Below are 19,309 nucleotides of genomic sequence, written 5' to 3'. Positions count from 1 at the left end.
TTGTGGAAGGAAGAATAATTGGATCAGGTTGAAATGATTATCCGGCTGCTGATAGCCGCGGCCCTGGGCAGCGTCATCGGCTTCGACCGCGAACGTTTATCCTGGGCCGCCGGCCTGCGCACGCACATGCTGGTGTGCGTCGGTTCGGCGCTGGTGATGATCGTTTCGGCCTACGGTTTCCAGGAGGTGGTCGGCAAACCAGGGATTGCGCTGGATCCGTCGCGGATGGCGGCGCAAGTAGTGTCCGGCATCGGTTTCCTGGGCGCCGGCTCGATCCTGCTGCGCGGCGAGGTGATCCGCGGCCTGACGACTGCCGCCAGCCTATGGTCGGTGGCGGCGGTGGGGCTTGCGGTAGGCGGCGGCCTCTACATAGCGGCTGCGGCTGCGACGCTGATCATCCTGATTATCCTGGCCGGCCTCAAGCCGCTGGAAAAGCGTTTCTTCGTGGCCCGTCAGCGGCGCGAAGTGCGGTTGGTGGTGCGACGCGGCGCCATGACTTTCCAGATGTTCGGCCAGTTGCTGGACAAGGGCACGGCGCAGATCGAGCAGTTCATCGTCGAGCAGAACGCCAATGACGCCGATATTGAAGAAGTCACCGTGGCGCTGCTGCGTGTGTTGCCTAGCGAATTCGATGTCATCCTGGTCAAGCTGAAAGCGCTGCCGGATGTGCATGAGGTGAGTGAAATCCGTTTGCCGTAGATGCGGATTGTCGGCTGAAGTATTGAGGCGGGCTTCACATTGCGTAAAGCCCGTTTTGGTTAACGCTGCTTATTGGAACTGGTAGCGCATGTTGGCGTAGATGTAGCGTCCTACCAGGTCGTTCTGGTTTTGCACGAAATCATCTTTGTAAGCCGTATTGGCATATATCGGCGCCTTGTCAAACAGGTTGTTTACGCCGAAGTTTACCGTCAGGTTCTTGCTTACCTTGGCGTTCAGGTTCAAATCCCATGCAGTAAACGAAGGAATGCGCGCATTGGTGATGGCCGGGTCCTGGGTGTGGGTCGGGTCGTCGATGTTCAGCGTGCTGGCTTGCGTCCGGGCAGTCAAGGCGACTTCCATGTCGGCGTATTCATAGGCGGTACGGAAGGAGTTGTTCCACCTTGGATGGTTGAGGGAATCAAGCCGGCTTGCCGGTGCGGTGCCAGGGGTGATGCTTTGCTTGTAGAGGAGCGTGTAGTTGTTGACTTCGCGGAACTTCAGCTTGCCCCAGCCGGCCAGCGGCAATTCATAGGAAATGTCGATATCCAGCCCCTGGATATCGGTCTTGCCGACGTTGATATAGGGGGTGGTGATGCTGTTGATGCGCCCCTTGTTCAAACCGGGATGCCTTGCTTCCAGCGCCGGGTTGCGCGGATCGCGGCCCACCAGTGCAGCGTAGCCCGGAATGATGTCTTCGTTGTCGACGATGTATTGCGGGTCCAGCAGCTGGATCGTGTTGCGCTGCTTGATTGCGTACCAGTCTATCGACGCCGACAGGCCCTTCATTGGCTGCAGCACCATGCCCAGCGAAAAGTTGTTGGCCTTTTCCGCTTTCAGGTCGGGATTGCCGGCAACGTATTGCTTGGGGCTGTAGCTGCAATTGGCGCCGGTATAGCCGAGCGGACCGCAGCGCGCCCAGTCGGCGATGCCATTGGCATAACCCGATGTGGTTGAACTGATTTCCGGCAGGGTAGGCGCCTTGAAGGACGTGGTGGCGGAACCGCGGAGCAGGATTTCCTTGGTCGGGCGCCAGGCTACGGCAATTTTCGGATTGAAGGAATTGCCGAAGTCACTGTAGTGGTCACCGCGCAAAGCCAGTTGCATCTCCACCGTTTTCATCAGCGGCACATTGAATTCCCCATACAGGGAGTACAGGGAACGGCTGGCCGTGCTGGCAGTCGCGCCGGCGTTGACGATGTTGCCGGCAACGTTTTTGGCATCAGGCTGGTCGCTGATCGATTCATGGCTGGCCTGGGCGCCCCAGGCGAAGCCGACCGGCGCGCCGTTGAAGTTGAACAGTTCCGGCGCCGACATCTTCCAGTCCACGGTTTCCAGGCGCGATACGGCCACCCGCTCGGTAGTGGTCAGCATCGGGTTGATCACGCTGGATGGATTCCAGTAGGCAAACGGATCGTAGCCGCCGTTGCCCAGCAAGCCGCTCTGCAAGGAGGCTGACGATACGTCCTTCAATACGGAATTGGAGGCAACGTCCTTGAGGCGGTTCTGGTTGAGGCTGACCGCTCCTTCGCTGTCCCATTTTCCGATCACGCCGCGCCAGCCGGCCACCACGCGCGCAGTGTCGCTGGTGATCTTGTTTTGCGTCGGCGCAACTTCGTAGATGCCGCGATATATGCGCAGCTGGTCGCCAGGCGTAAAGCCTTGCAGCGAGCCATCCGCGCTTGGTCCCGGCAAGTTGGCCAGTCCAGGGTTGGTCGAGCCGTCGGTATTGCCGATGAAGGAAGGATCAAATCCTGCCAGGCCGTATTGCACGGTGGTTTCGCTGTGGTTGAAGCCGACTTCGGCAAACAGTTCATCCTGGCCGTTGAGCCGTTTCGTGAAAATGGCGGAAATCCCGCCGCGCAAGATCTTCGGCGACAGCAGCACCTGCTGGTTGTTGAAGCAGCGGTTGTCGTTGGTGCCGCTGCTGACTTCAACGCTGCCGCGGCAGCCAGGTATCGGAAAGCCGGGCTCGCCGGTTGAGAAATCGGTGACGCTGCCCAGATAACGGTCGACGCTGCGGTTGTCGCTGCCGCCAAAGCGCCGGAAATCGCGGTTGCTGGTGGCGTCGTGTTTATTGCTCTTCAAGGGATCGCTATGGAACACGTCTACCGTCAATAGCAGGTTCTGCCCGTCTTTTTCCAGGCTGCCCCAACCGGCCGTAACGCTGGCGCTTTCCGTAGTGCCGTCGCCTTTTTGATTGGTGCCGACGTTGGCGGTGGTTTCAACGCCCTGGTAATTCCTTTTTGTCTTGAAGTTGATCACGCCGGCAATCGCATCGGAGCCGTAAATGGCGGAAGCGCCATCGCGCAGGATTTCCACCGATTCAATGGCTGCCAGCGGCAGGTTGTTCAAGTCGACGAAGGTGTTTTCCGCGCCATCGGCAAAACCGTAGTTGGCCAGGCGGCGTCCGTTCAGCAGGATCAGCGTGTATTTGGGATCGAGGCCGCGCAGCCCTACGGAGGCGGCCCCTTGCGCAAACGACGTATTGCTGTTGCCGGTCAGTCCAATGGAAACGGAAGGCAGTTTGCTCAGCAATTCAAGGACGGTGCTGGCGCCGGATTTTTCGATTTCATCTCGTTTGATGATTTCAACCGCGGTCGGGCCCTCTTTGTTGATGCGTGAAATGTTTGAGCCGGTAATGGTGATGCGTTCAAGGCTATCGGAAGTGGGGCTGGGGATTTGGTCGGCGCCGAAGGCGAGGGGCAGGTGGATGAGGCCGATTGCTGCGAGGGTTGATGCCAAAACTGTCTTCTTCATCTGGGAAAGTCTCCATCTTGGTAAGGAAATGATCGATTTCGCTTCATGCTTTGTTACAGGTAGCCGGATAAGCCGCCTGTAAAGCAAGGGTTTCCAGCTGCCGTCAGCGCGGACAGCGTATGTCCGGATAACGAACAGCACCCCGATAATGACCATGCTCGAGGTGCTGTTATTTCATTTTGTATCAATCAGTCGCGTGATGTAATACGCCTGAAATATTTAACTTTTCCGGTGGTTTTTCCGTTGTTTTATTTTCCCTGCGACACTATTTTGGCGGGAAATGTGATAAATAAATTCCCGTATGGCAATAAATGTTACATTGATTGTCATTTGGATTTAACGCACGTTATTTGATAATCAAATGAAATTAGGAAAAAATGGATGCTGATGAAGAATATTTTTTAAATGAATGATTTGAATTTAATTGCTTAATAGGCATTAAATTGCGAATTAAATATTTTTATTGAATATCATCATTTTTTGTAAAAAGTGGATGGCCAAAACCCCTATAAAGTGGAGGCGGCGCTCAAGTAAAAGATCGTCCTCTGGAATAGGCGATGTGCTTTAATTGCCGGATACAAATGCTCTTGTCAAAGGCAAGCAATGAACATCATGACAACCCCAACCGGCACCGAATTTGACCAGACCCAGCTGGAGATCCGGCGCGTATTCGATGCCCAGGGAATCACCGCGCTGCGCCTGCGTCAGTCGGGCAAGGCCGAGCGCCTGCAGAAAGTCAGGAAATTGAAGAGCGCGCTGCTGGCGCACAAGGACGAGGTGATTGCCGCCGGCTTTGCCGATTTCGGCAAACCGGCCGTTGAGGTGGAGTTAAGCGAAATCTTGCCGGTGATCGCCGAGGCCAATGACGCCATCCGCAAGCTGGGACGCTGGATGAAGCCGAAGAAAGTCTGGCCGTCGCGCATGATGGCTGGCACTTCGGGGTATACCCAGTACGAACCGAAGGGACGGGTATTGATCGTGGCGCCCTGGAATTATCCGGTGAACCTGAGCCTGGGGCCGCTGGTGTCGGCGCTGGCAGCGGGCAATACAGTAATCCTCAAGCCGTCGGAAATGACGCCGCATGCTTCGGCTGTCATCGGCAAGATCGTCCGGGCGGTATTCACTGAAGACGAAGTGGCGCTGTTCGAAGGCGATGCCCCGGTGGCCCAGGCATTGCTGGAGCTGCCTTTCGATCACATATTTTTTACCGGCTCGCCGGCCGTCGGCAAGATCGTCATGGCAGCTGCGGCCAAGCACCTGGCCAGCGTCACGCTGGAACTGGGCGGCAAGTCGCCTACCATCGTCGACCAGACGGCCGACCTGCGGGCGGCGGCGCAAAACATCCTGTGGGCCAAATTCACCAACAACGGCCAGACCTGCATCGCTCCCGACCACATCTATGTGCACGCCAGCGTCAAGGAGGCTTTTCTCGGACACTGCGTGGCGGTGCTGGAGAGCGCCTATGGCAAGGGAGCGGAGCAGGCCGGCAGCGCCAGCCTGGCGCGCATCGTCAACCAGCGCCACACCGCGCGCGTCAAGAGCCTGCTGGATGACGCTACCGCACGCGGCGCGCGGATAGTGACGGGCGGCGCGATTGACGAAGCCCAGCGCTACATTGCGCCGACGCTGCTGGACGGGATTCCGGACGACGCCAAGATCATGCGCGAGGAAATCTTCGGGCCGCTGCTGCCGGTGATCGGCTACGACCAGCTGGATACGGTGATTGCACGCATCAATGCCGAGCCCAAGCCGCTGGCGCTCTACGTCTGGAGCCGCAAGCAGGCGAATATCGCCAAGGTGATGCAGCAGACGAGCTCGGGCGGCGCTTGCATCAACCATTGCGTAGTGCAGTTTTTGCACGGCAACCTGCCGTTCGGCGGCGTCAACAATTCCGGCATCGGCAGCGCCCACGGCCACTACGGTTTCCTGGCGTTCTCGCATGAGCGGGCGGTGGTGCGCACCCGCATCATGCTCGCCAAAATGTTTTATCCGCCTTATTCCAGCTTGACGCGCAGGCTGGTCGCCTTGTTCATCAAGACCGTCTGAGCTTAATCGAAATCGGTCGCCGCAACGAACAATGCAAGCAGCGCTTCCAGCCCTTGCAGGTCTTCAGGCCGGAACCGGTTCAGGGTGGGGCTGTCGATATCGAGGACGCCGTATAGTTGTCCGTCTTTGATGACCGGGATCACGATTTCCGAGTTCGATGCCGCGTCGCAGGCGATATGGCCGGCAAACGCATGCACGTCCGGCACCAGGATGGCGCGCCGTTCCGCGGCTGCGGTGCCGCAGACACCCTTGCCAAGCGCAATCCGCGCACAAGCGACTTTGCCCTGGAACGGGCCGATCAGCAATTCCTCGCCCTTCGCCTTTTTGGCCGGTTTGAGCCAGTAGAAGCCGGCCCAGTTCAGGTCGGCCAGCGACTGGTAGATGAATGCGGAAAACTGGGCGGCGTTGGCCGTCTGGTCGCGCTCGTCTTCAAGAAGGCCGGCGGCCTGGCGCGCCAGCAGGGAGTAGTCGACATCAATTTCGGCGGTAAGCGAAGAGAACATGGCAATCCTTAAAAAGTTTGGTTGATTCCGTGACTGCCGCCGGCCGGCTGGGACCAGGCAGCAGTCATCTCATGATTTATTTGGGCGTGGTGAAGCGGGCTCGTTGCGACGCAGCCTCGCTCTCCTTCTCCGCGAACGCCGCGCGCGCCGCCAGCATCGCCGGCCGGTGCTCCGTCGCCCAGTCATGCAGCGACTGCAAGGGCGCGATCAGCAGGCGCCCGAGCTCGGTCAGTTCATAGTCGACGCGCGGCGGGATGGTCGGGTACATGGTGCGAGTGACCAGGCCGTCCTGCTCCAGGCCTTTCAGGGTCAAGGTCAGCATGCGCTGCGATATGCCCTCCACCGTGCGCAGAATATGGTTGTAGCGCATCGGTCCCTGCGCCAGGGAGCCGACCACCATCACGGTCCATTTGTCGCCTATGCGGCCAAGTGTTTCAGCAACGGCCCGGCATCCCTCGGGTCGGGGCGCCATGGTGCGAACGGGAATGTTCGTATCGCTCAAAATGGTGCCCCTTGTGCAATCTTTTACGCAGCATATCATAGCGCTACGAACAAAATGTTCCTAGCGGTCGATCTGTGTGTGGCTGACTTGGCATTCCAAGCCAGCTGAAAGCATGGATCGATTGCCTGGCGGCTCCCGGCAAGACCTTCAACTACAGCGTGGCCGGCGTCGAAGGCCTGGCCGGCGCCAAGCGGGTGATTATCGCTTCCGCGCGCGGCGGGTTTTACTCAGAGGCGTCGCCGATGGCTTTCATGGATCACCAGGAATCGTTCCTGAAGAGCTTCTTCACTTTCATCGGCGTCACCGACCTTGCCATTGTCCGCGCCGAGGGAATCAACCTGGGGACTGAACAAAAGCAGAGCGCGCTTGATTCAGCCTTGGCTGAGGTCGCTACTCTGAAAGCTGCATAAAGCAATGAGGGATGCAAGGCCAGTGTGGTATCGAAGTCCAATTAACCGGCAGGTCTTGCATCCGATTCACACATTGCGCCGGAATTTCAGGAAATCATCGACGATAGGCACGATCGCCAGGCACATCAAGGCGGCGGCAAGCGCTGCGGTGGCGATGAAGCCTATATGCTTGAAACCTAGCGCGCCGGCCAGGCCGCCGCTGAAAAACAGCGTGACCAGGGTCGCCAGCAGCCGCAGTTTGCCGCGGTCGGCGATCACGTCTGGCCGCCCGCGGTCCGGCTCCAGCCGGTTCCAGTAGACCAGCTTGCCGAGTTCAATGCCGATGTCGGTGACCATGCCGGTGATGTGGGTGGTGCGGATCTCGGCTTTGGAAATCTTGGTGATGATGGCGTTCTGCAAGCCCATGATGGCGCACAGCAGTATCACGGTCATCGGCACGAACAGCCATTTATGGCCCTCCAGGTTGCCACCCAGCAGGCCAAACACCAGCAGCAAACCCGCTTCCAGCATCAAAGGCAGCGCAAATTCCGCCTGCAGGTCTTGCCTGCGTCCCCAGTTGATCAGCAGTGCGGATGTCATGGCGCCGAACAGGAACGACAGCAGGCAAGCCAGGCCTGCCAGCATCAGTCCCAGCGAACCTAGCGCAAGATTGTCCGCCATCGACGAAACGATGCCGGACATGTGGGAAGTGTATTGCCCGACCGCCAGGAAGCCGCCGGCATTGATCGCGCCGGCGATAAAAGACAGGAAAAACGCCAGGTGGCGGTTTGCTTGCTGGCTGCGGTCCTTGCCAGTCAGTTTTCTCAAATACGGAATCGGCATCGATGACAGTCGCTTGAGCTGGACAACATGATATTACGCCGCTGTACGCCGATTGGTTCAGTCATATCGAACTATCGGGCGAGAGCAGGGCAGCATGAGTACAAATTGAGTACAAACGTTAAAGATTGTTTATTTCATCGACATCTGGTCAACGACGGCGTTGCGCCTTCCGTTTTTGGTGGGAAACTCTCATTCCTTCCAATCATTGCGTGCCTGACATGAAAACCTTTTTCTATTTCTATCGTTATTACCGGCAAAGCGGCTACAGCGTGATTCCGGCGATGAAGCGGGCGTGCCGGTCCCGGAGCCGCGAATTCTGAAACGCCGCGCGGTTTCGGCGGGCTCCAGGCCGATGGTATTAAAACAATAGCTTACTGAAAGCGCCGGTTTGGAAGTATGCTTGAAGCATGGAAATCGAATTAAAACTGTTATTGGAGCCGCGCGACGTCGCCAGCTTCCGCCGCCATCCCCTGTTAACACATTACGCCACCGGCAAGCCGCAATCGCGGCAGCTGACCAGCATTTACTTTGATACGCCCGAACTGTACCTGCAGCAAAACCATACCGCGCTGCGGGTGCGCAAAGTGGGGACGCGCTGGGTCCAGACTTGCAAGAGCGGCGGCCAGGCGGCGGCCGGTTTGCACCAGCGCCCCGAGTGGGAATCCGACATCAGCGGCGCGGCGCCCGACCTGCAAGCGTTGCGCGGACTGCTTGAGCCCGGTTCGGCGGTGGCCGCGTTATTGTCGGCGCCGGACCTCGCCAATCGCTTGCGGCCGATATTTACCACCCAATTCAAACGTACGATCTGGCTGCTGAGGTCGCAGGCTGGGGACGAAGTCGAGCTGGCCTTGGACCAGGGCGAAATCCTCCATGGCGACAAAAGCATTGCCATCAGCGAGATCGAACTGGAACTCAAAGCCGGCGCCGCGGCGAGCTTGTTTGAGCTGGCCTTGGCCTTGCAGCAGACGCTGCCGCTGCGCGCCGCCAATGCCAGCAAGGCCGAGCGCGGTTACGCCATGCACGCGCCGCAAGCGCCTGCCGTAGTCAAGGCGCAGCCGGTCGAATTGGCGCCCGGGCTGACGCTGGAGCAAGGATTCCAGGTCTTGCTCGGCAATTGCCTGGCGCAGATGCAAGGCAATGAAGACGGCGTGCTGCACGGCGCCGATCCGGAAAACCTGCATCAGATGCGGGTCGGGCTGCGGCGCTTGCGCGCCGTGCTGGGCCTGTTCAAGAAAGTGATTCCGACGCCGCCGGAAATAGCGGAACGGCTTGACTGGCTGGCCGCTACGCTGGGTCCTGCGCGCGATTGGGAAGTGCTGGCGGTGGCGACGCTGGACGATGTAGTAAGGCGCTGTCCGGATCAATGGCAGCTGGAAAACCTGCGGCAGCTGACTGCCAGCGAAGCCGACAAGGGTCGCCATGCGGTCGCGGCGGCGGTCAACTCGCGTGCTTATACACGCTTGCTGTTATTGCTGGGAAGCTGGATAGAAGGGCGGCGCTGGCGCGAAGAGCTGGACGCCGCGCAGGTAACCGGATTGTCTGCACCCCTGAAAAAATTCGCTGTCAAGAAACTGGCCGGCCTGCAAAAGAAACTGCTGAAGCGCGGCAGCCGCATCGGGCAGCATGACGCCGCCAAGCGCCACAAGGTAAGGATCGCCGCCAAGAAGGCGCGCTACGCCAGCGAGTTTTTTGCCTCGTATTTTCCAGCTAAACGCAGCCATGCTTATGTGGCGGCGCTGAGCGACCTGCAGGACGGCTTGGGCGCGGCCAATGATCGTAGCGTGGCTGCTCAGCTGCTGCAGCAGGTCGCCGAACAGCATCCCGAGCTGGCGCAATCCTGCGGCCTGGCCGTCAAACTGCTGGCTTCCAGCAAAAAACACAATAAATCGAAGATCGGCCGCTTGTGGCGAAAATTCGCCGGATTGAAGCCGCCGTCGCGGCCGCATTGAACCTGATAATTTGGTCCTGTCGGGCTATTTGGTGCAAAATACGCTCGCCGGGCTCTTCCTGTAACACCGTGGATGAAGGCGAGCGCGGCAAGAAACATCGGAGAGCATCATGACCTACGAAGAATACCTGGATGAAGTCACCACCTTGCTGGTGGAGTTGTTCGACGTGAAAGAGAAGGCGGCGATCAAATACGTGATGAACGCGCAAGCCGAGGATTTTTTTACGCTGCACGACGACGATCCTGCCATGCGTACGCTGGAGCGCGCGCGGGAAGACGCCAAGGCGATCTACGAACAGCGCAACAAGCCGCGCCCTGAAATGTATCGCAAATAAACCAAGTGCGGGCGGTTACAATGGCCGCCCATCATTGTCTCCGGACCCCATACATGACAGAATCAATCCGCCTTGCAAAACATCTCGCTGAACTGGTTTCCTGCTCGCGCCGCGAAGCCGAGCAATATATCGAGGGCGGCTGGGTCAAGGTCGATGGCAAGGTAGTGGAAGAGCCGGGCCTGCGCATCGGCGCGCAACAGCAGGTGGAACTGGCGGCGGACGCCACGCTGGAACCGCAGGATCCGGTAACCATCCTGTTCCACAAGCCGGCCGGCCTCGACCTGTTTGCCGGTCCGGCGCTGAGCGAACTGGCCTCAGACCTGATCGTGCCTGACAAGCGGGCGGCCGACGACCGCGCCGAAGTGCGTTTCCTGAAGCGCCACCTGACCAACCTCAACCTGATCGAACCGCTGGAGACGCTGGCCAGCGGCCTGCTGGTGTTTACCCAGGACTGGCGGATCACCCGCAAGCTGGTGGACGACGCCGCCAAGATCGAGCATGAATACATCGTTGAAGTGGCCGGCGACATCGTTCCTGACGGACTGAAATTGCTGAACCACGGCTTGAGCTTCAACCGCAAGCCGCTGCCGCCGATCAAGGTCAGCTGGCAAAATGAAAAACGCCTGCGCTTTGCGCTTAAGGCGCCGCCGCGCGGACTGGTCGTGCACATGTGCGAACAGGTCGGGCTGCAGGTAGTGGCCAGCAAGCGCATCCGCATCGGCCGCCTGCCGATGGCCGGCCTGGCGGTCGGCGAATGGCGTTATCTGCTGGGTTACGAGCGGTTCTGAGGGTCCTAAGTTATGCCTGCGGCCTGTCGTTTTGGCAGGCTGCCGCGGGATTGGCCTTGAATGCCGTGATGTTGGCGGCAATGCCGCTGGCCACATCCGCCACCGTGCGCTGCACTCCAAGCACTAAACCATCAATGCCAGGATTGACTGCCGCTGCCACACTCAGTTGACAGGCGCTGCTGCGGCCGCTGTCGGAGCGGCTGATGGTCCAGCCGTAAGTGGCTTGCACCTTGTCGCCGGGTACGGCGTCAAATTCGCGCAATTCGACCGCAATCCGGTACACCGGCTGGTCCGTCGGCCGGCCGCTGCGGCTGACATCGATCGCTCCCAGGCGATTGGCGATGCCGCTTGCCAATGCATCCCGCAATTCATTGTTGAACGGCGACGACCAGCGTTCCTGTTCCAGGATGTCGACCCGGGTGCTGGAAGCGCTGCCGGCGCTGCGCACCACCAGTTGCGGCCGCGCCAGGCGTTCCGGCAAGGAGACCGGCGCCACGTCGATATACAGCTTCGAATTCTGGATGGCCGGCGCAGCCGCTGTCGGCGTTGCGAGCGTGTAAAAATGGGTCGGAGCGGAAGCGCAGCCGGCCAGCAGGACAGTGAAGGCAGCGATGGTGCAGATGCGAGTGGTCGATGTCATTATTTGTTTTCCTCTTGCTTGCCGCGGATCAGTGCTTCCGGATGGCGTTCCAGGTAGTCGGTCAGGATCCGCACCGATGCCGCCGAGCGCGTCAGTTCCTGCAGGGTCGCACGGATATCCTGCTGCAGCGGCGCGTTGTCGGAAAGAGTGCGGTTGGCGTTGTCCAGCGTGACTCGCACATCCTTCATGGCGGCCGTGATTTCCGGCGCGACGTCGTTGTTCAGGCTCTTGGTCAGTTGCTCGGCATTGAGCAGGGTGCGGTTCAGGGTGCCCAGGGTTTTCTGCAGGTCGGCGGCGATCTGGTCGAACGGCACCTTGCTGAGTTTCTTGGCGATCTCGGCGATCTGCGACTGGATTTCATCGAGGCTGTTAGGAATCGTCGGCAGCTCGATGATCGTGGTCGAGGTATCGACGGTGGCTGGCGCCGCTTTCGGGAAAAAGTCGAGTGCGATGTAGAGCTGGCCGGTCAGCAGGTTGCCGGTGCGCAGCTGCGCCCGCAAGCCACGGCTGACCATGTACTGCAGGCGCTGCTTGGCGGTATAGCTGGAATGCTTTTCATCCTCGGCATACCTGCGCCCCAGCCGCTCGGGATAAACCTGCACCACCACCGGCATGTTGAATTCGCGGCGCTTGGCGTCGTATTCGATGCCTATCGATTTGACCTCGCCCAGCACCACGCCGCGGAAATCGACGGTGGTGCCCGGCGTCAGGCCGCGCAGCGACTGGTTGAAATACATCACCACGGTTTCCGACGGGCCGTCCGGTTCCTTCAGGGCAGCTTCCTCGTCCGCAGCCAGGTTGAAGGTCGTGTTTTCCTTGGCTGTCGCGCCTAGCAGGTCGTCCGGCGCCTGGAAGGCTATGCCGCCCAGTACCACGGTCGCCAGCGATTGCGTGCGCAGCTTGAAGCCGCTGGCGTTGATCTGCATGTCGAAGCCGCTGGCATGCCAGAAGCGGGTGTTGATGCCGATGAATTTGTCGTAGGGCGCATCGATGAAAATGCGCAAGGTCACGCCTTTGCCGTCGGCATCGAGGTCGAATGCAGCCAGCTGGCCGACCTTGATGCGGCGGAAGTAGACCGGCGAGCCGATGTCCAGCGAGCCGATGTCGGCGGCGTGCAGCATGTACTGCTTGCCTGAGGCGTCGAGCCTGACGATAGGCTGCACTTCCAGTCCGGTGAATTCGTCTTTCTTTTCCTTGGAGGTGCCGGCGTCAGCGCCGATGTAAGCGCCTGACAGCAGGGTGCCCAGGCCGGAGACGCCGGACGCCGCCACCCGCGGCCGCACTACCCAGAAGCGGGTGTCGGCGGCGGTGAAGCTCTCGGCTTCTTTCGACAGCTGGACATTGGCCAGCACGTGCGAACGATCCTTGCTCAAGGTGATGGTCTGCACCAGGCCGATATCGACATCCTTGTACTTGACCTTGGTTTTTCCGGCCTCCAGGCCTTCCGCGGTGCGGAAGGTGATGGTGATCGATGGTCCGCGTTCGACCAGGATCTTGACCACCAGCGTCAAGCCGACTACCGCGGCCACAATCGGGATCAGCCAGATCAGCGAAGGCAGCCAGTCGCGCTTGCGGCTCAGCTTGGGTTCCGGCAAAGGCGGCAGGGCGTCGTCCCGGGTGTTTTCATTACTCATCTTGTGCTTTCATTCCTTGATTCTCATCCATTTCTTGATCGCGGCTGTCCCCGCTGTTGTCCCAATTTAGACGCGGATCGAAACTGAGCGCGGCCAGCATGGTCAGCACCACTACCGAGGCAAACGCCAGCACGCCGAAGCCGGCGGTGATCTTGGCAAATCCTTCAATCTGCACCAGGCCGGCCAGCAGCGACACCACGAATACGTCCAGCATCGACCAGCGGCCGATGATTTCCACCAGCCGGTACAGCTTGGCGCGCTGCAGGCGGCGCCAGCGGCTGCGTTTTTGCGCGGTCCAGGTCAGCAGGATCAGGGAAGCCAGCTTGAACAGCGGCACCAGGAAACTGGCGATGAAAATGATCGCCGCCAGCTCCCAGGCGCCGGACACCCAGAAATAGATCACGCCGCTCATGATCGTATCCTCTTGCACGCCGAGCAAGGTCTTGGTGATCATCACCGGCATCAGGTTGGCCGGGATGTACATGATGCAGGCCGCGATCAGGAAAGCCCAGCTGCGCCTGATGCTGTCCGGCTTGCGCAGGTGCAGCGCGGTGCCGCAGCGCTGGCAGTGCTCGTGTTCGCGCACCTCTTGCCAGACGGTGCCGCAATGATGGCAGGACATCATGCCGAGGCCGGCAGCGGTGCGCACCGGCAGGTCTTCGTCTTCGGCAGCTGTATTCGCGGTGGCGGCGTTCATGCAATCTCTTCCTGGCTGCCGATTGCCTCTTCAGCGTACGCCATTTCCCAGAAATGGCGGGGATTGAAGGACACCACCGCGGTCAGCAATACCGTCAGCACGCCGAACGCCCACAGGGCCACGCCCGGGATCACGGTCGCCATGTTCGATAATTTCACTACCGCCACCAGCACGCCCAGCAGGAACACTTCCACCATGCCCCAGGGCCGCAAGCTCTGCATGGCCCTTACCAGCCAGCTGAAACCGGGAGGCCGGTGCTGCTTGGCCAAGGACACCAGCAGGTAAAACAGGAACAGCAGCTGCAGCAGCGGAAACAGGATAGTGGTGGCCAGCACCAGCAAAGCCACCAGCGACATGCCTTCGGTGGTCAGCGACAGCACGGCGCCAAACAAGGTGGTGCGGCTGCTCAGGCCCTGCAGTTCGATCTCGACGATGGGAAAACTGTTGGCGATCACGAACATGATCAGGCTGGCCACGGTCAGCGGCAGGATGCGCTCGCGCTGGCGGCCGGCGTCGCGCTCCAGTTCGGTGCCGCAGCGCGGGCAGTGGGCAATCTCCCCACGGTGCAGCTGCACCTTGCGATACAGGGCATCGCATCCTTCGCAGGCAATCAGGTCGGGGACTTCGCGCATGAGTAGCTAAAAAATTGAGTAGGTATGATTCTAACAATAATCTGCGCCGGCACCGACAGATAGTTGGAATCGTCGCTTGCCTAGGCAAGGATGGCGGGCCGCCGGCGCCGGCGAATCCAGTTGACACTTCTACCATATTCACATAGTGTGGCCGGGCGGCGGACCCTTCAAGCCGGCGCACTGTTACCTCGTGTAATGGCACGCCTCTGCGGGGCTACCCCGCGGGATATTTTGGCTTGGCAATGCAACGCATGAGCGGCGCTGCACCACGGTGCAGATTCGGCTCACGCATGACGGGACTGGTTGAAGGCTCTCCGCCGCCTCGTTTACCTTAACCAGATGACTCCAAAAACTTTCGTCGCTTTAGCCCTGGCAGATACCTTCCTCGCGCGCGAAGCGAGCCTTGACGCCATGAAGCAAGGCGCAAGATGGGCGCTCGGAAAGAAATGGCGCTGGATTCCTTCATTGTGCCGGGCCATCCGTAAACAGACCGGGGAGCAGCTGCATCGCCACGGCCGCGCCGAACTGGCGGCGCTGATCCTGGCGCATGAGGGTTTTTCCGACGCATGGCTGGACAGCGAACCGCCGCAGGTCCGGCATTTTTGTCTCGAACCGCCTGTTGCCGCCGGGCAGCCAGCGTGGGTGTCCGCGCTGGCGCTCCCTACGCTCGCCACCGCTGGCGATCTGGCGCAATGGCTGAAAGTAACGCCGTCCGAGCTGGACTGGTTCTCCGACCAGTGGCGTAACAGTGCGGCGACGACGGCAGCCCTGCAGCATTACCACCATCGCTGGATAGCAAAACGCAGCGGCGGGTGGCGCCTGATAGAAATTCCCAAGTCGCGCCTGCGCGCCATGCAAACCCAGCTGCTGCGCAGCTTGCTTGACCGGATCCCGCCGCACCAGGCGGCGCACGGCTTCCGTCGTGGCCATTCATGCGTAACGCACGCGGCGCTGCATGCCGGCAAGCGGGTAGTGATACGGATGGACCTGAAGGATTTTTTTCCAAGCATTCCGGCGGCCAGGATCCACGCATTATTTGCCAAGCTTGGTTATCCGCCTAAAGTGGCTGGTTTGCTGTCCCGCTTGTGCACACACCGGACCCCGGGCAGCGTGCTGAACCAGCCGGAGCAAAAAATTCCTTGGCAAGAACGCCAGGCCTTGCGCGCACGCCATTTGCCGCAAGGCTCCCCATGCTCGCCGGCGCTTGCCAATTTGTGCGCTTACCGGCTGGACATACGATTGCAGGCATTGGCGACGGCGCTCGGCGCCAGTTACAGCCGCTACGCCGATGACCTGGTGTTTTCCTGAGAGCACAAGCTGGAACGGGCGATGGACCGTTTCCACCTGCAAGTGGCGGCAATCGCATTGGAAGAGGGTTTTGCCGTCAACGCCAGGAAAACCAGGATGATGCGCAGCGGTGTCCGGCAGCAGGTGACCGGCATCGTGGTCAACCGCCATTCCAATATTCCGCGCCAGGAATTCGACAACCTGAAGGCCGCGCTGACAAACTGCATACGCCACGGCCCGGCGTCGCAGAACCGGGACGGGCGAGATAACTACCAGCAATTCCTGGCCGGCCGGGTCTCCTATGTGCGGATGGTGAACCCGCAACGCGGCGAGCGTTTACAGCGGTTATTTGAACAAATCTCATGGCCCGGTTCCTAGGGCTTCAATAGCAAACCCCATCGGTTTTACGGTTCCGCCTTGATTTTTCGTTGTTATCCGGTCAATTTCGGCGCCTGCCCGGAGGGGTACGGCCGCCGGCGCGTCATACGTGTTTGTTGGAATGCTCGTAAAATGGAAGGCTAGCGATGGCATGTTAAGTAATGTTAAAACCGAAACGTATGTGCCATTTATGCAATGCCGTGCATTTTATTCACCACAAATCTACCTGATGAGCACCACTAATAACAAAAGCAGCCTAGCTGCCGCCGTAGCCGACCAAAAACTGGAGTATGTGACTTCTTGCGCGCTGCCGACGCCTTGGGCAACCTTCCAGCTGCATGCCTTTATCGAACACGCCACCGGCAAAGAACACCTGGCCTTGACCCTGGGCGCAGTCAACGACGGCGCGCCGGTGTTGGCGCGCGTCCATTCCGAATGCCTGACCGGCGACGCCTTGTTCAGCCAGCGCTGCGATTGCGGCGCGCAACTGGAAGGGGCTTTGCAGAAGATCGCCGCGGAAGGGCGCGGCGCCATATTGTATTTGCGCCAGGAAGGGCGCGGCATCGGCTTGATCAACAAGCTGCGCGCCTACCATATCCAGGACGGCGGCGCGGACACGGTGGAAGCTAACCAGCAACTGGGATTCGCTGCCGACCTGCGCGATTACACCATTTGCGAAACCATGCTGGAGCACTTGGACATCACGGCCTTGCGGCTGATGACCAACAACCCGCGCAAGGTAGCAGCGCTGCAGAAGATCGGCATTACCGTGGTCGAGCGGATTCCCCTCATCCTCAACCGCAATCCCTTCAATACCCGCTACCTCGACACCAAGGCGGCGAAACTGGGTCACTTGCTGCCGATTGACGGCATGGAACACGACCTCGACGAAAACGAGCTGTAGTCAAACCGTAGTCAAACGATGGTATGGCCGGAGCTGTTGTTCCGGCCATACCAGACATCAATGCCTGGACGCCCCTACATGCTTGGCGTTCACCACCGCATCGGTGACATCGGCCGGTGCTTCGGCATAATGCTTGAACTCCATCGTATACGTGGCGCGCCCCTGGGTCAGCGAACGCAGGGTGGTGGAGTAGCCGAACATTTCCGCCAGCGGTACTTCCGCCCGCACAACCTTGCCGACCCCGCCCGGGATGTCGTCCATGCTTTGGATCATGCCGCGCCGTGACGACAGGTCGCCGATCACATCGCCCATTTTTTCCTCGGGCGTCTCGACTTCCACCGCCATCATCGGTTCCAGCAAGGCCGGGCTGGCTTTGCGGCAGCCATCCTTGAACGCCATCGAGGCCGCCATGCGGTAGGCGTTTTCGTTGGAATCGACATCGTGCGAGGAGCCGAAGAATAGCGTGACCTTGACGTCGACCACCGGATAGCCGGCCAGCACGCCGGCAGCCAGGGTTTCGCGCACGCCTTTCTCGACCGCCGGAATATATTCGCGCGGCACGGTGCCTCCCTTGATGGCGTCGACGAATTCAAATCCCTTGCCCGGCGCCTGCGGTTCGATTTTCAGCACCACATGGCCGTACTGGCCGCGCCCGCCGGACTGCTTGATGAACTTGCCTTCGCTCGATTCGCACATCTTGCGTATGGTTTCGCGGAACGCCACCTGCGGCTTGCCGACCGTAGCTTCGACGCCGAATTCGCGCCGCATGCGTTCCACCAGCACTTCCAGGTGCAGTTCGCCCATGCCGGAAATGATGGTCTGGCCCGATTCCTCGTCGGTCTTGACCCGGAATGACGGATCTTCCTCGGCCAGGCGGCTGAGCGCTACGCCCATCTTTTCCTGGTCGGCCTTGGTCTTCGGTTCTACCGCTTGCGAGATCACAGTGTCCGGGAACACCATTTTTTCCAGGGTGATGATGCTGCCCGGATCGCACAGGGTGTCGCCGGTGCTGGCTTCCTTGAGGCCGACCGCGGCGGCGATGTCGCCCGCATACACTTCGCTGATTTCGGTGCGGTGGTTGGCGTGCATCTGCAGCACGCGGCCTATCCTTTCCTTCTTGCCCTTGTTCGGATTGAACACCACGTCGCCCGAGATCAGCACGCCGGAATAGACCCGGAAGTAGCTCAGGTGGCCGACAAACGGATCGGTCATGATCTTGAAGGTGAGGGCGGAGAATTTTTCATCGTCGCTGGCGCGCCTTTCGACGACCAGATCGTCCGGGTCGTGGCCTTTGACCGGCGGAATGTCGGTCGGCGCCGGCAGGAAATCGATCACGGCATCCAGCAAGGCCTGCACGCCGCGGTTCTTGAAGGCGCTGCCGCACAGCATCGGCACGATTTCGCCGGCGATGGTGCGCTGGCGCAGTGCGCCCTTGATTTCCTCTTCGCTGAGATCGGCGCCATCCAGGTATTTTTTCATCATGGCGTCGCTGGCGTCGGCCGCCGCCTCTATCATGCGGCCGCGCCACTCCTCGGCGCTGGCCTGCAGCTCCGCCGGGATATCGATGTATTCGAACTTGACACCCTGGGTGGCGTCGTCCCACATGATGGCTTTCATCTTGACCAGGTCGACCACGCCGTGGAAATTGTCTTCGGCGCCGACCGGGATCTGCACCAGCACCGGATTGCCCTTGAGGCGGTCGCGGATCTGCTGGTGGACACGGAAGAAATCGGCGCCGACCCGGTCCATCTTGTTGACGAACGCCAGGCGCGGCACGCCGTACTTGTTGGCCTGGCGCCAGACGGTTTCGGATTGCGGCTGCACGCCGCCGACGGCGTCATAAACCATGCAGGCGCCGTCCAGCACCCGCATCGAACGTTCGACTTCGATCGTGAAGTCGACGTGGCCCGGGGTGTCGATGATATTGATCCGGTGCATCGGGTAATTGCCGGCCATGCCTTGCCAGAAGCAGGTAGTGGCGGCCGAGGTGATCGTGATGCCACGCTCCTGCTCCTGTTCCATCCAGTCCATGGTGGCGGTGCCGTCGTGCACCTCGCCGATCTTGTGGCTGACGCCGGAATAGAACAGGATGCGCTCGGTGGTGGTGGTCTTGCCGGCGTCGATATGGGCGCTGATGCCGATGTTACGATAGCGCTCGATAGGGGTTTTGCGAGTCATGACGATTTCCTCTGGGAGAAATTATGATGATCAGAATTTTTTTGCAGCTACTGTGACGTGTGAGCTTACTCGTTTTTTCGATTGTCAGTTGCGGACAGGTGCAAGACCCCGTTTTTCCTCTCCCGGTGGTATGCTTGGCGGCTTAACGG

Annotated in this window: 17 protein-coding genes and 1 pseudogene; 9 read left to right on the top strand and 9 right to left on the bottom strand. The window is 60.0% G+C overall.

Annotated elements, in window-relative coordinates:
* The first annotated feature begins 33 nt into the window (after window positions 1-33).
* The gene (locus tag CFU_RS11725) at window positions 34-699 is read left to right on the top strand and encodes an MgtC/SapB family protein (RefSeq protein WP_041743376.1); all 666 of its coding nucleotides are present in this window, start codon (window positions 34-36) and stop codon (window positions 697-699) included.
* A gap of 69 nt (window positions 700-768) precedes the next feature.
* Here CFU_RS11725 and CFU_RS11720 read toward each other — a convergent pair whose 3' ends face one another.
* Window positions 769-3,441, bottom strand: a complete 2,673-nt coding sequence (locus CFU_RS11720; RefSeq protein ID WP_238531298.1) for a TonB-dependent receptor plug domain-containing protein — start codon at window positions 3,439-3,441, stop codon at window positions 769-771.
* A gap of 627 nt (window positions 3,442-4,068) precedes the next feature.
* Between CFU_RS11720 and CFU_RS11715 the strand changes: the two genes are divergently transcribed.
* On the top strand, window positions 4,069-5,502 hold the full coding sequence (locus CFU_RS11715; RefSeq protein ID WP_202946120.1) for an aldehyde dehydrogenase family protein: 1,434 nt from the start codon (window positions 4,069-4,071) through the stop codon (window positions 5,500-5,502).
* A gap of 2 nt (window positions 5,503-5,504) precedes the next feature.
* Here CFU_RS11715 and CFU_RS11710 read toward each other — a convergent pair whose 3' ends face one another.
* Both CFU_RS11710 and CFU_RS11705 read right to left on the bottom strand, forming a co-directional pair.
* Window positions 5,505-6,005, bottom strand: a complete 501-nt coding sequence (locus CFU_RS11710) for a GAF domain-containing protein (RefSeq protein WP_014006251.1) — start codon at window positions 6,003-6,005, stop codon at window positions 5,505-5,507.
* 76 nt (window positions 6,006-6,081) lie between these two features.
* Window positions 6,082-6,477: a winged helix-turn-helix transcriptional regulator gene (locus tag CFU_RS11705; RefSeq protein ID WP_148264991.1), complete on the bottom strand. Its 396-nt coding sequence runs from the start codon at window positions 6,475-6,477 to the stop codon at window positions 6,082-6,084.
* 122 nt (window positions 6,478-6,599) lie between these two features.
* Between CFU_RS11705 and CFU_RS11700 the strand changes: the two genes are divergently transcribed.
* Window positions 6,600-6,917 (top strand): FMN-dependent NADH-azoreductase, encoded by a 318-nt coding sequence (locus tag CFU_RS11700; protein ID WP_081466461.1) that lies wholly within the window; start codon window positions 6,600-6,602, stop codon window positions 6,915-6,917.
* A 93-nt stretch (window positions 6,918-7,010) separates the two neighbouring features.
* Here the strand turns inward: CFU_RS11700 and CFU_RS11695 are convergent.
* Window positions 7,011-7,739 (bottom strand): annotated as a pseudogene (locus CFU_RS11695) (YoaK family protein); the annotation flags it as partial.
* 407 nt (window positions 7,740-8,146) lie between these two features.
* Between CFU_RS11695 and CFU_RS11690 the strand changes: the two are divergent.
* The 3 genes from CFU_RS11690 to CFU_RS11680 all read left to right on the top strand — a co-directional run bounded on the left by CFU_RS11690 (window position 8,147) and on the right by CFU_RS11680 (window position 10,810).
* Window positions 8,147-9,688: a CYTH and CHAD domain-containing protein gene (locus CFU_RS11690; protein WP_014006247.1), complete on the top strand. Its 1,542-nt coding sequence runs from the start codon at window positions 8,147-8,149 to the stop codon at window positions 9,686-9,688.
* Window positions 9,689-9,797: 109 nt separating this feature from the next.
* Window positions 9,798-10,022 carry a hypothetical protein gene (locus CFU_RS11685; protein WP_014006246.1) on the top strand — a complete coding sequence of 75 codons (225 nt, stop codon included), beginning with the start codon at window positions 9,798-9,800 and terminating at the stop codon, window positions 10,020-10,022.
* 53 nt (window positions 10,023-10,075) lie between these two features.
* On the top strand, window positions 10,076-10,810 hold the full coding sequence (locus CFU_RS11680) for an rRNA pseudouridine synthase (protein ID WP_041741838.1): 735 nt from the start codon (window positions 10,076-10,078) through the stop codon (window positions 10,808-10,810).
* Between the two features lie 10 nt (window positions 10,811-10,820).
* On the opposite strand, the gene CFU_RS11675 is transcribed toward CFU_RS11680, so the two are convergent.
* Genes CFU_RS11675 through CFU_RS11660 form a run of 4 tightly spaced genes read right to left on the bottom strand, consistent with a single transcriptional unit; the run spans window position 10,821 to window position 14,413 of the window.
* The gene (locus tag CFU_RS11675; protein WP_014006244.1) at window positions 10,821-11,450 is read right to left on the bottom strand and encodes a PqiC family protein; all 630 of its coding nucleotides are present in this window, start codon (window positions 11,448-11,450) and stop codon (window positions 10,821-10,823) included.
* Window positions 11,450-13,084, bottom strand: coding sequence for an intermembrane transport protein PqiB (locus tag CFU_RS11670; protein WP_014006243.1), 1,635 nt, complete (start codon window positions 13,082-13,084; stop codon window positions 11,450-11,452). The genes CFU_RS11675 and CFU_RS11670 overlap by 1 nt, the downstream gene beginning before the upstream one ends.
* On the bottom strand, window positions 13,077-13,781 hold the full coding sequence (locus CFU_RS11665; RefSeq protein WP_014006242.1) for a paraquat-inducible protein A: 705 nt from the start codon (window positions 13,779-13,781) through the stop codon (window positions 13,077-13,079). Before CFU_RS11665 ends, CFU_RS11670 begins: the two co-directional genes overlap by 8 nt.
* Window positions 13,778-14,413 carry a paraquat-inducible protein A gene (locus CFU_RS11660; RefSeq protein WP_014006241.1) on the bottom strand — a complete coding sequence of 212 codons (636 nt, stop codon included), beginning with the start codon at window positions 14,411-14,413 and terminating at the stop codon, window positions 13,778-13,780. The genes CFU_RS11665 and CFU_RS11660 overlap by 4 nt, the downstream gene beginning before the upstream one ends.
* Before the next feature lie 339 nt (window positions 14,414-14,752).
* Here CFU_RS11660 and CFU_RS11655 point away from each other — a divergent pair, with 339 nt between their 5' ends.
* From CFU_RS11655 to ribA, 3 genes are all read left to right on the top strand, one after another.
* Window positions 14,753-15,721: a reverse transcriptase family protein gene (locus CFU_RS11655; RefSeq protein ID WP_050808567.1), complete on the top strand. Its 969-nt coding sequence runs from the start codon at window positions 14,753-14,755 to the stop codon at window positions 15,719-15,721.
* Window positions 15,722-15,742: 21 nt separating this feature from the next.
* Window positions 15,743-16,078 carry a hypothetical protein gene (locus CFU_RS23315; RefSeq protein WP_014006239.1) on the top strand — a complete coding sequence of 112 codons (336 nt, stop codon included), beginning with the start codon at window positions 15,743-15,745 and terminating at the stop codon, window positions 16,076-16,078.
* Between the two features lie 229 nt (window positions 16,079-16,307).
* On the top strand, window positions 16,308-16,982 hold the full coding sequence (ribA, locus tag CFU_RS11650) for a GTP cyclohydrolase II (protein WP_041741836.1): 675 nt from the start codon (window positions 16,308-16,310) through the stop codon (window positions 16,980-16,982).
* 57 nt (window positions 16,983-17,039) lie between these two features.
* On the opposite strand, the gene fusA is transcribed toward ribA, so the two are convergent.
* Window positions 17,040-19,160, bottom strand: a complete 2,121-nt coding sequence (gene fusA / locus CFU_RS11645) for an elongation factor G (RefSeq protein ID WP_014006237.1) — start codon at window positions 19,158-19,160, stop codon at window positions 17,040-17,042.
* Between the last annotated feature and the right edge of the window lie 149 nt (window positions 19,161-19,309).

The organism is Collimonas fungivorans Ter331 (assembly GCF_000221045.1).
In the GTDB taxonomy this organism is placed as follows: Bacteria; Pseudomonadota; Gammaproteobacteria; order Burkholderiales; family Burkholderiaceae_D; genus Collimonas; species Collimonas fungivorans_A.
This window is presented reverse-complemented; position numbering and strand designations above follow the sequence as displayed.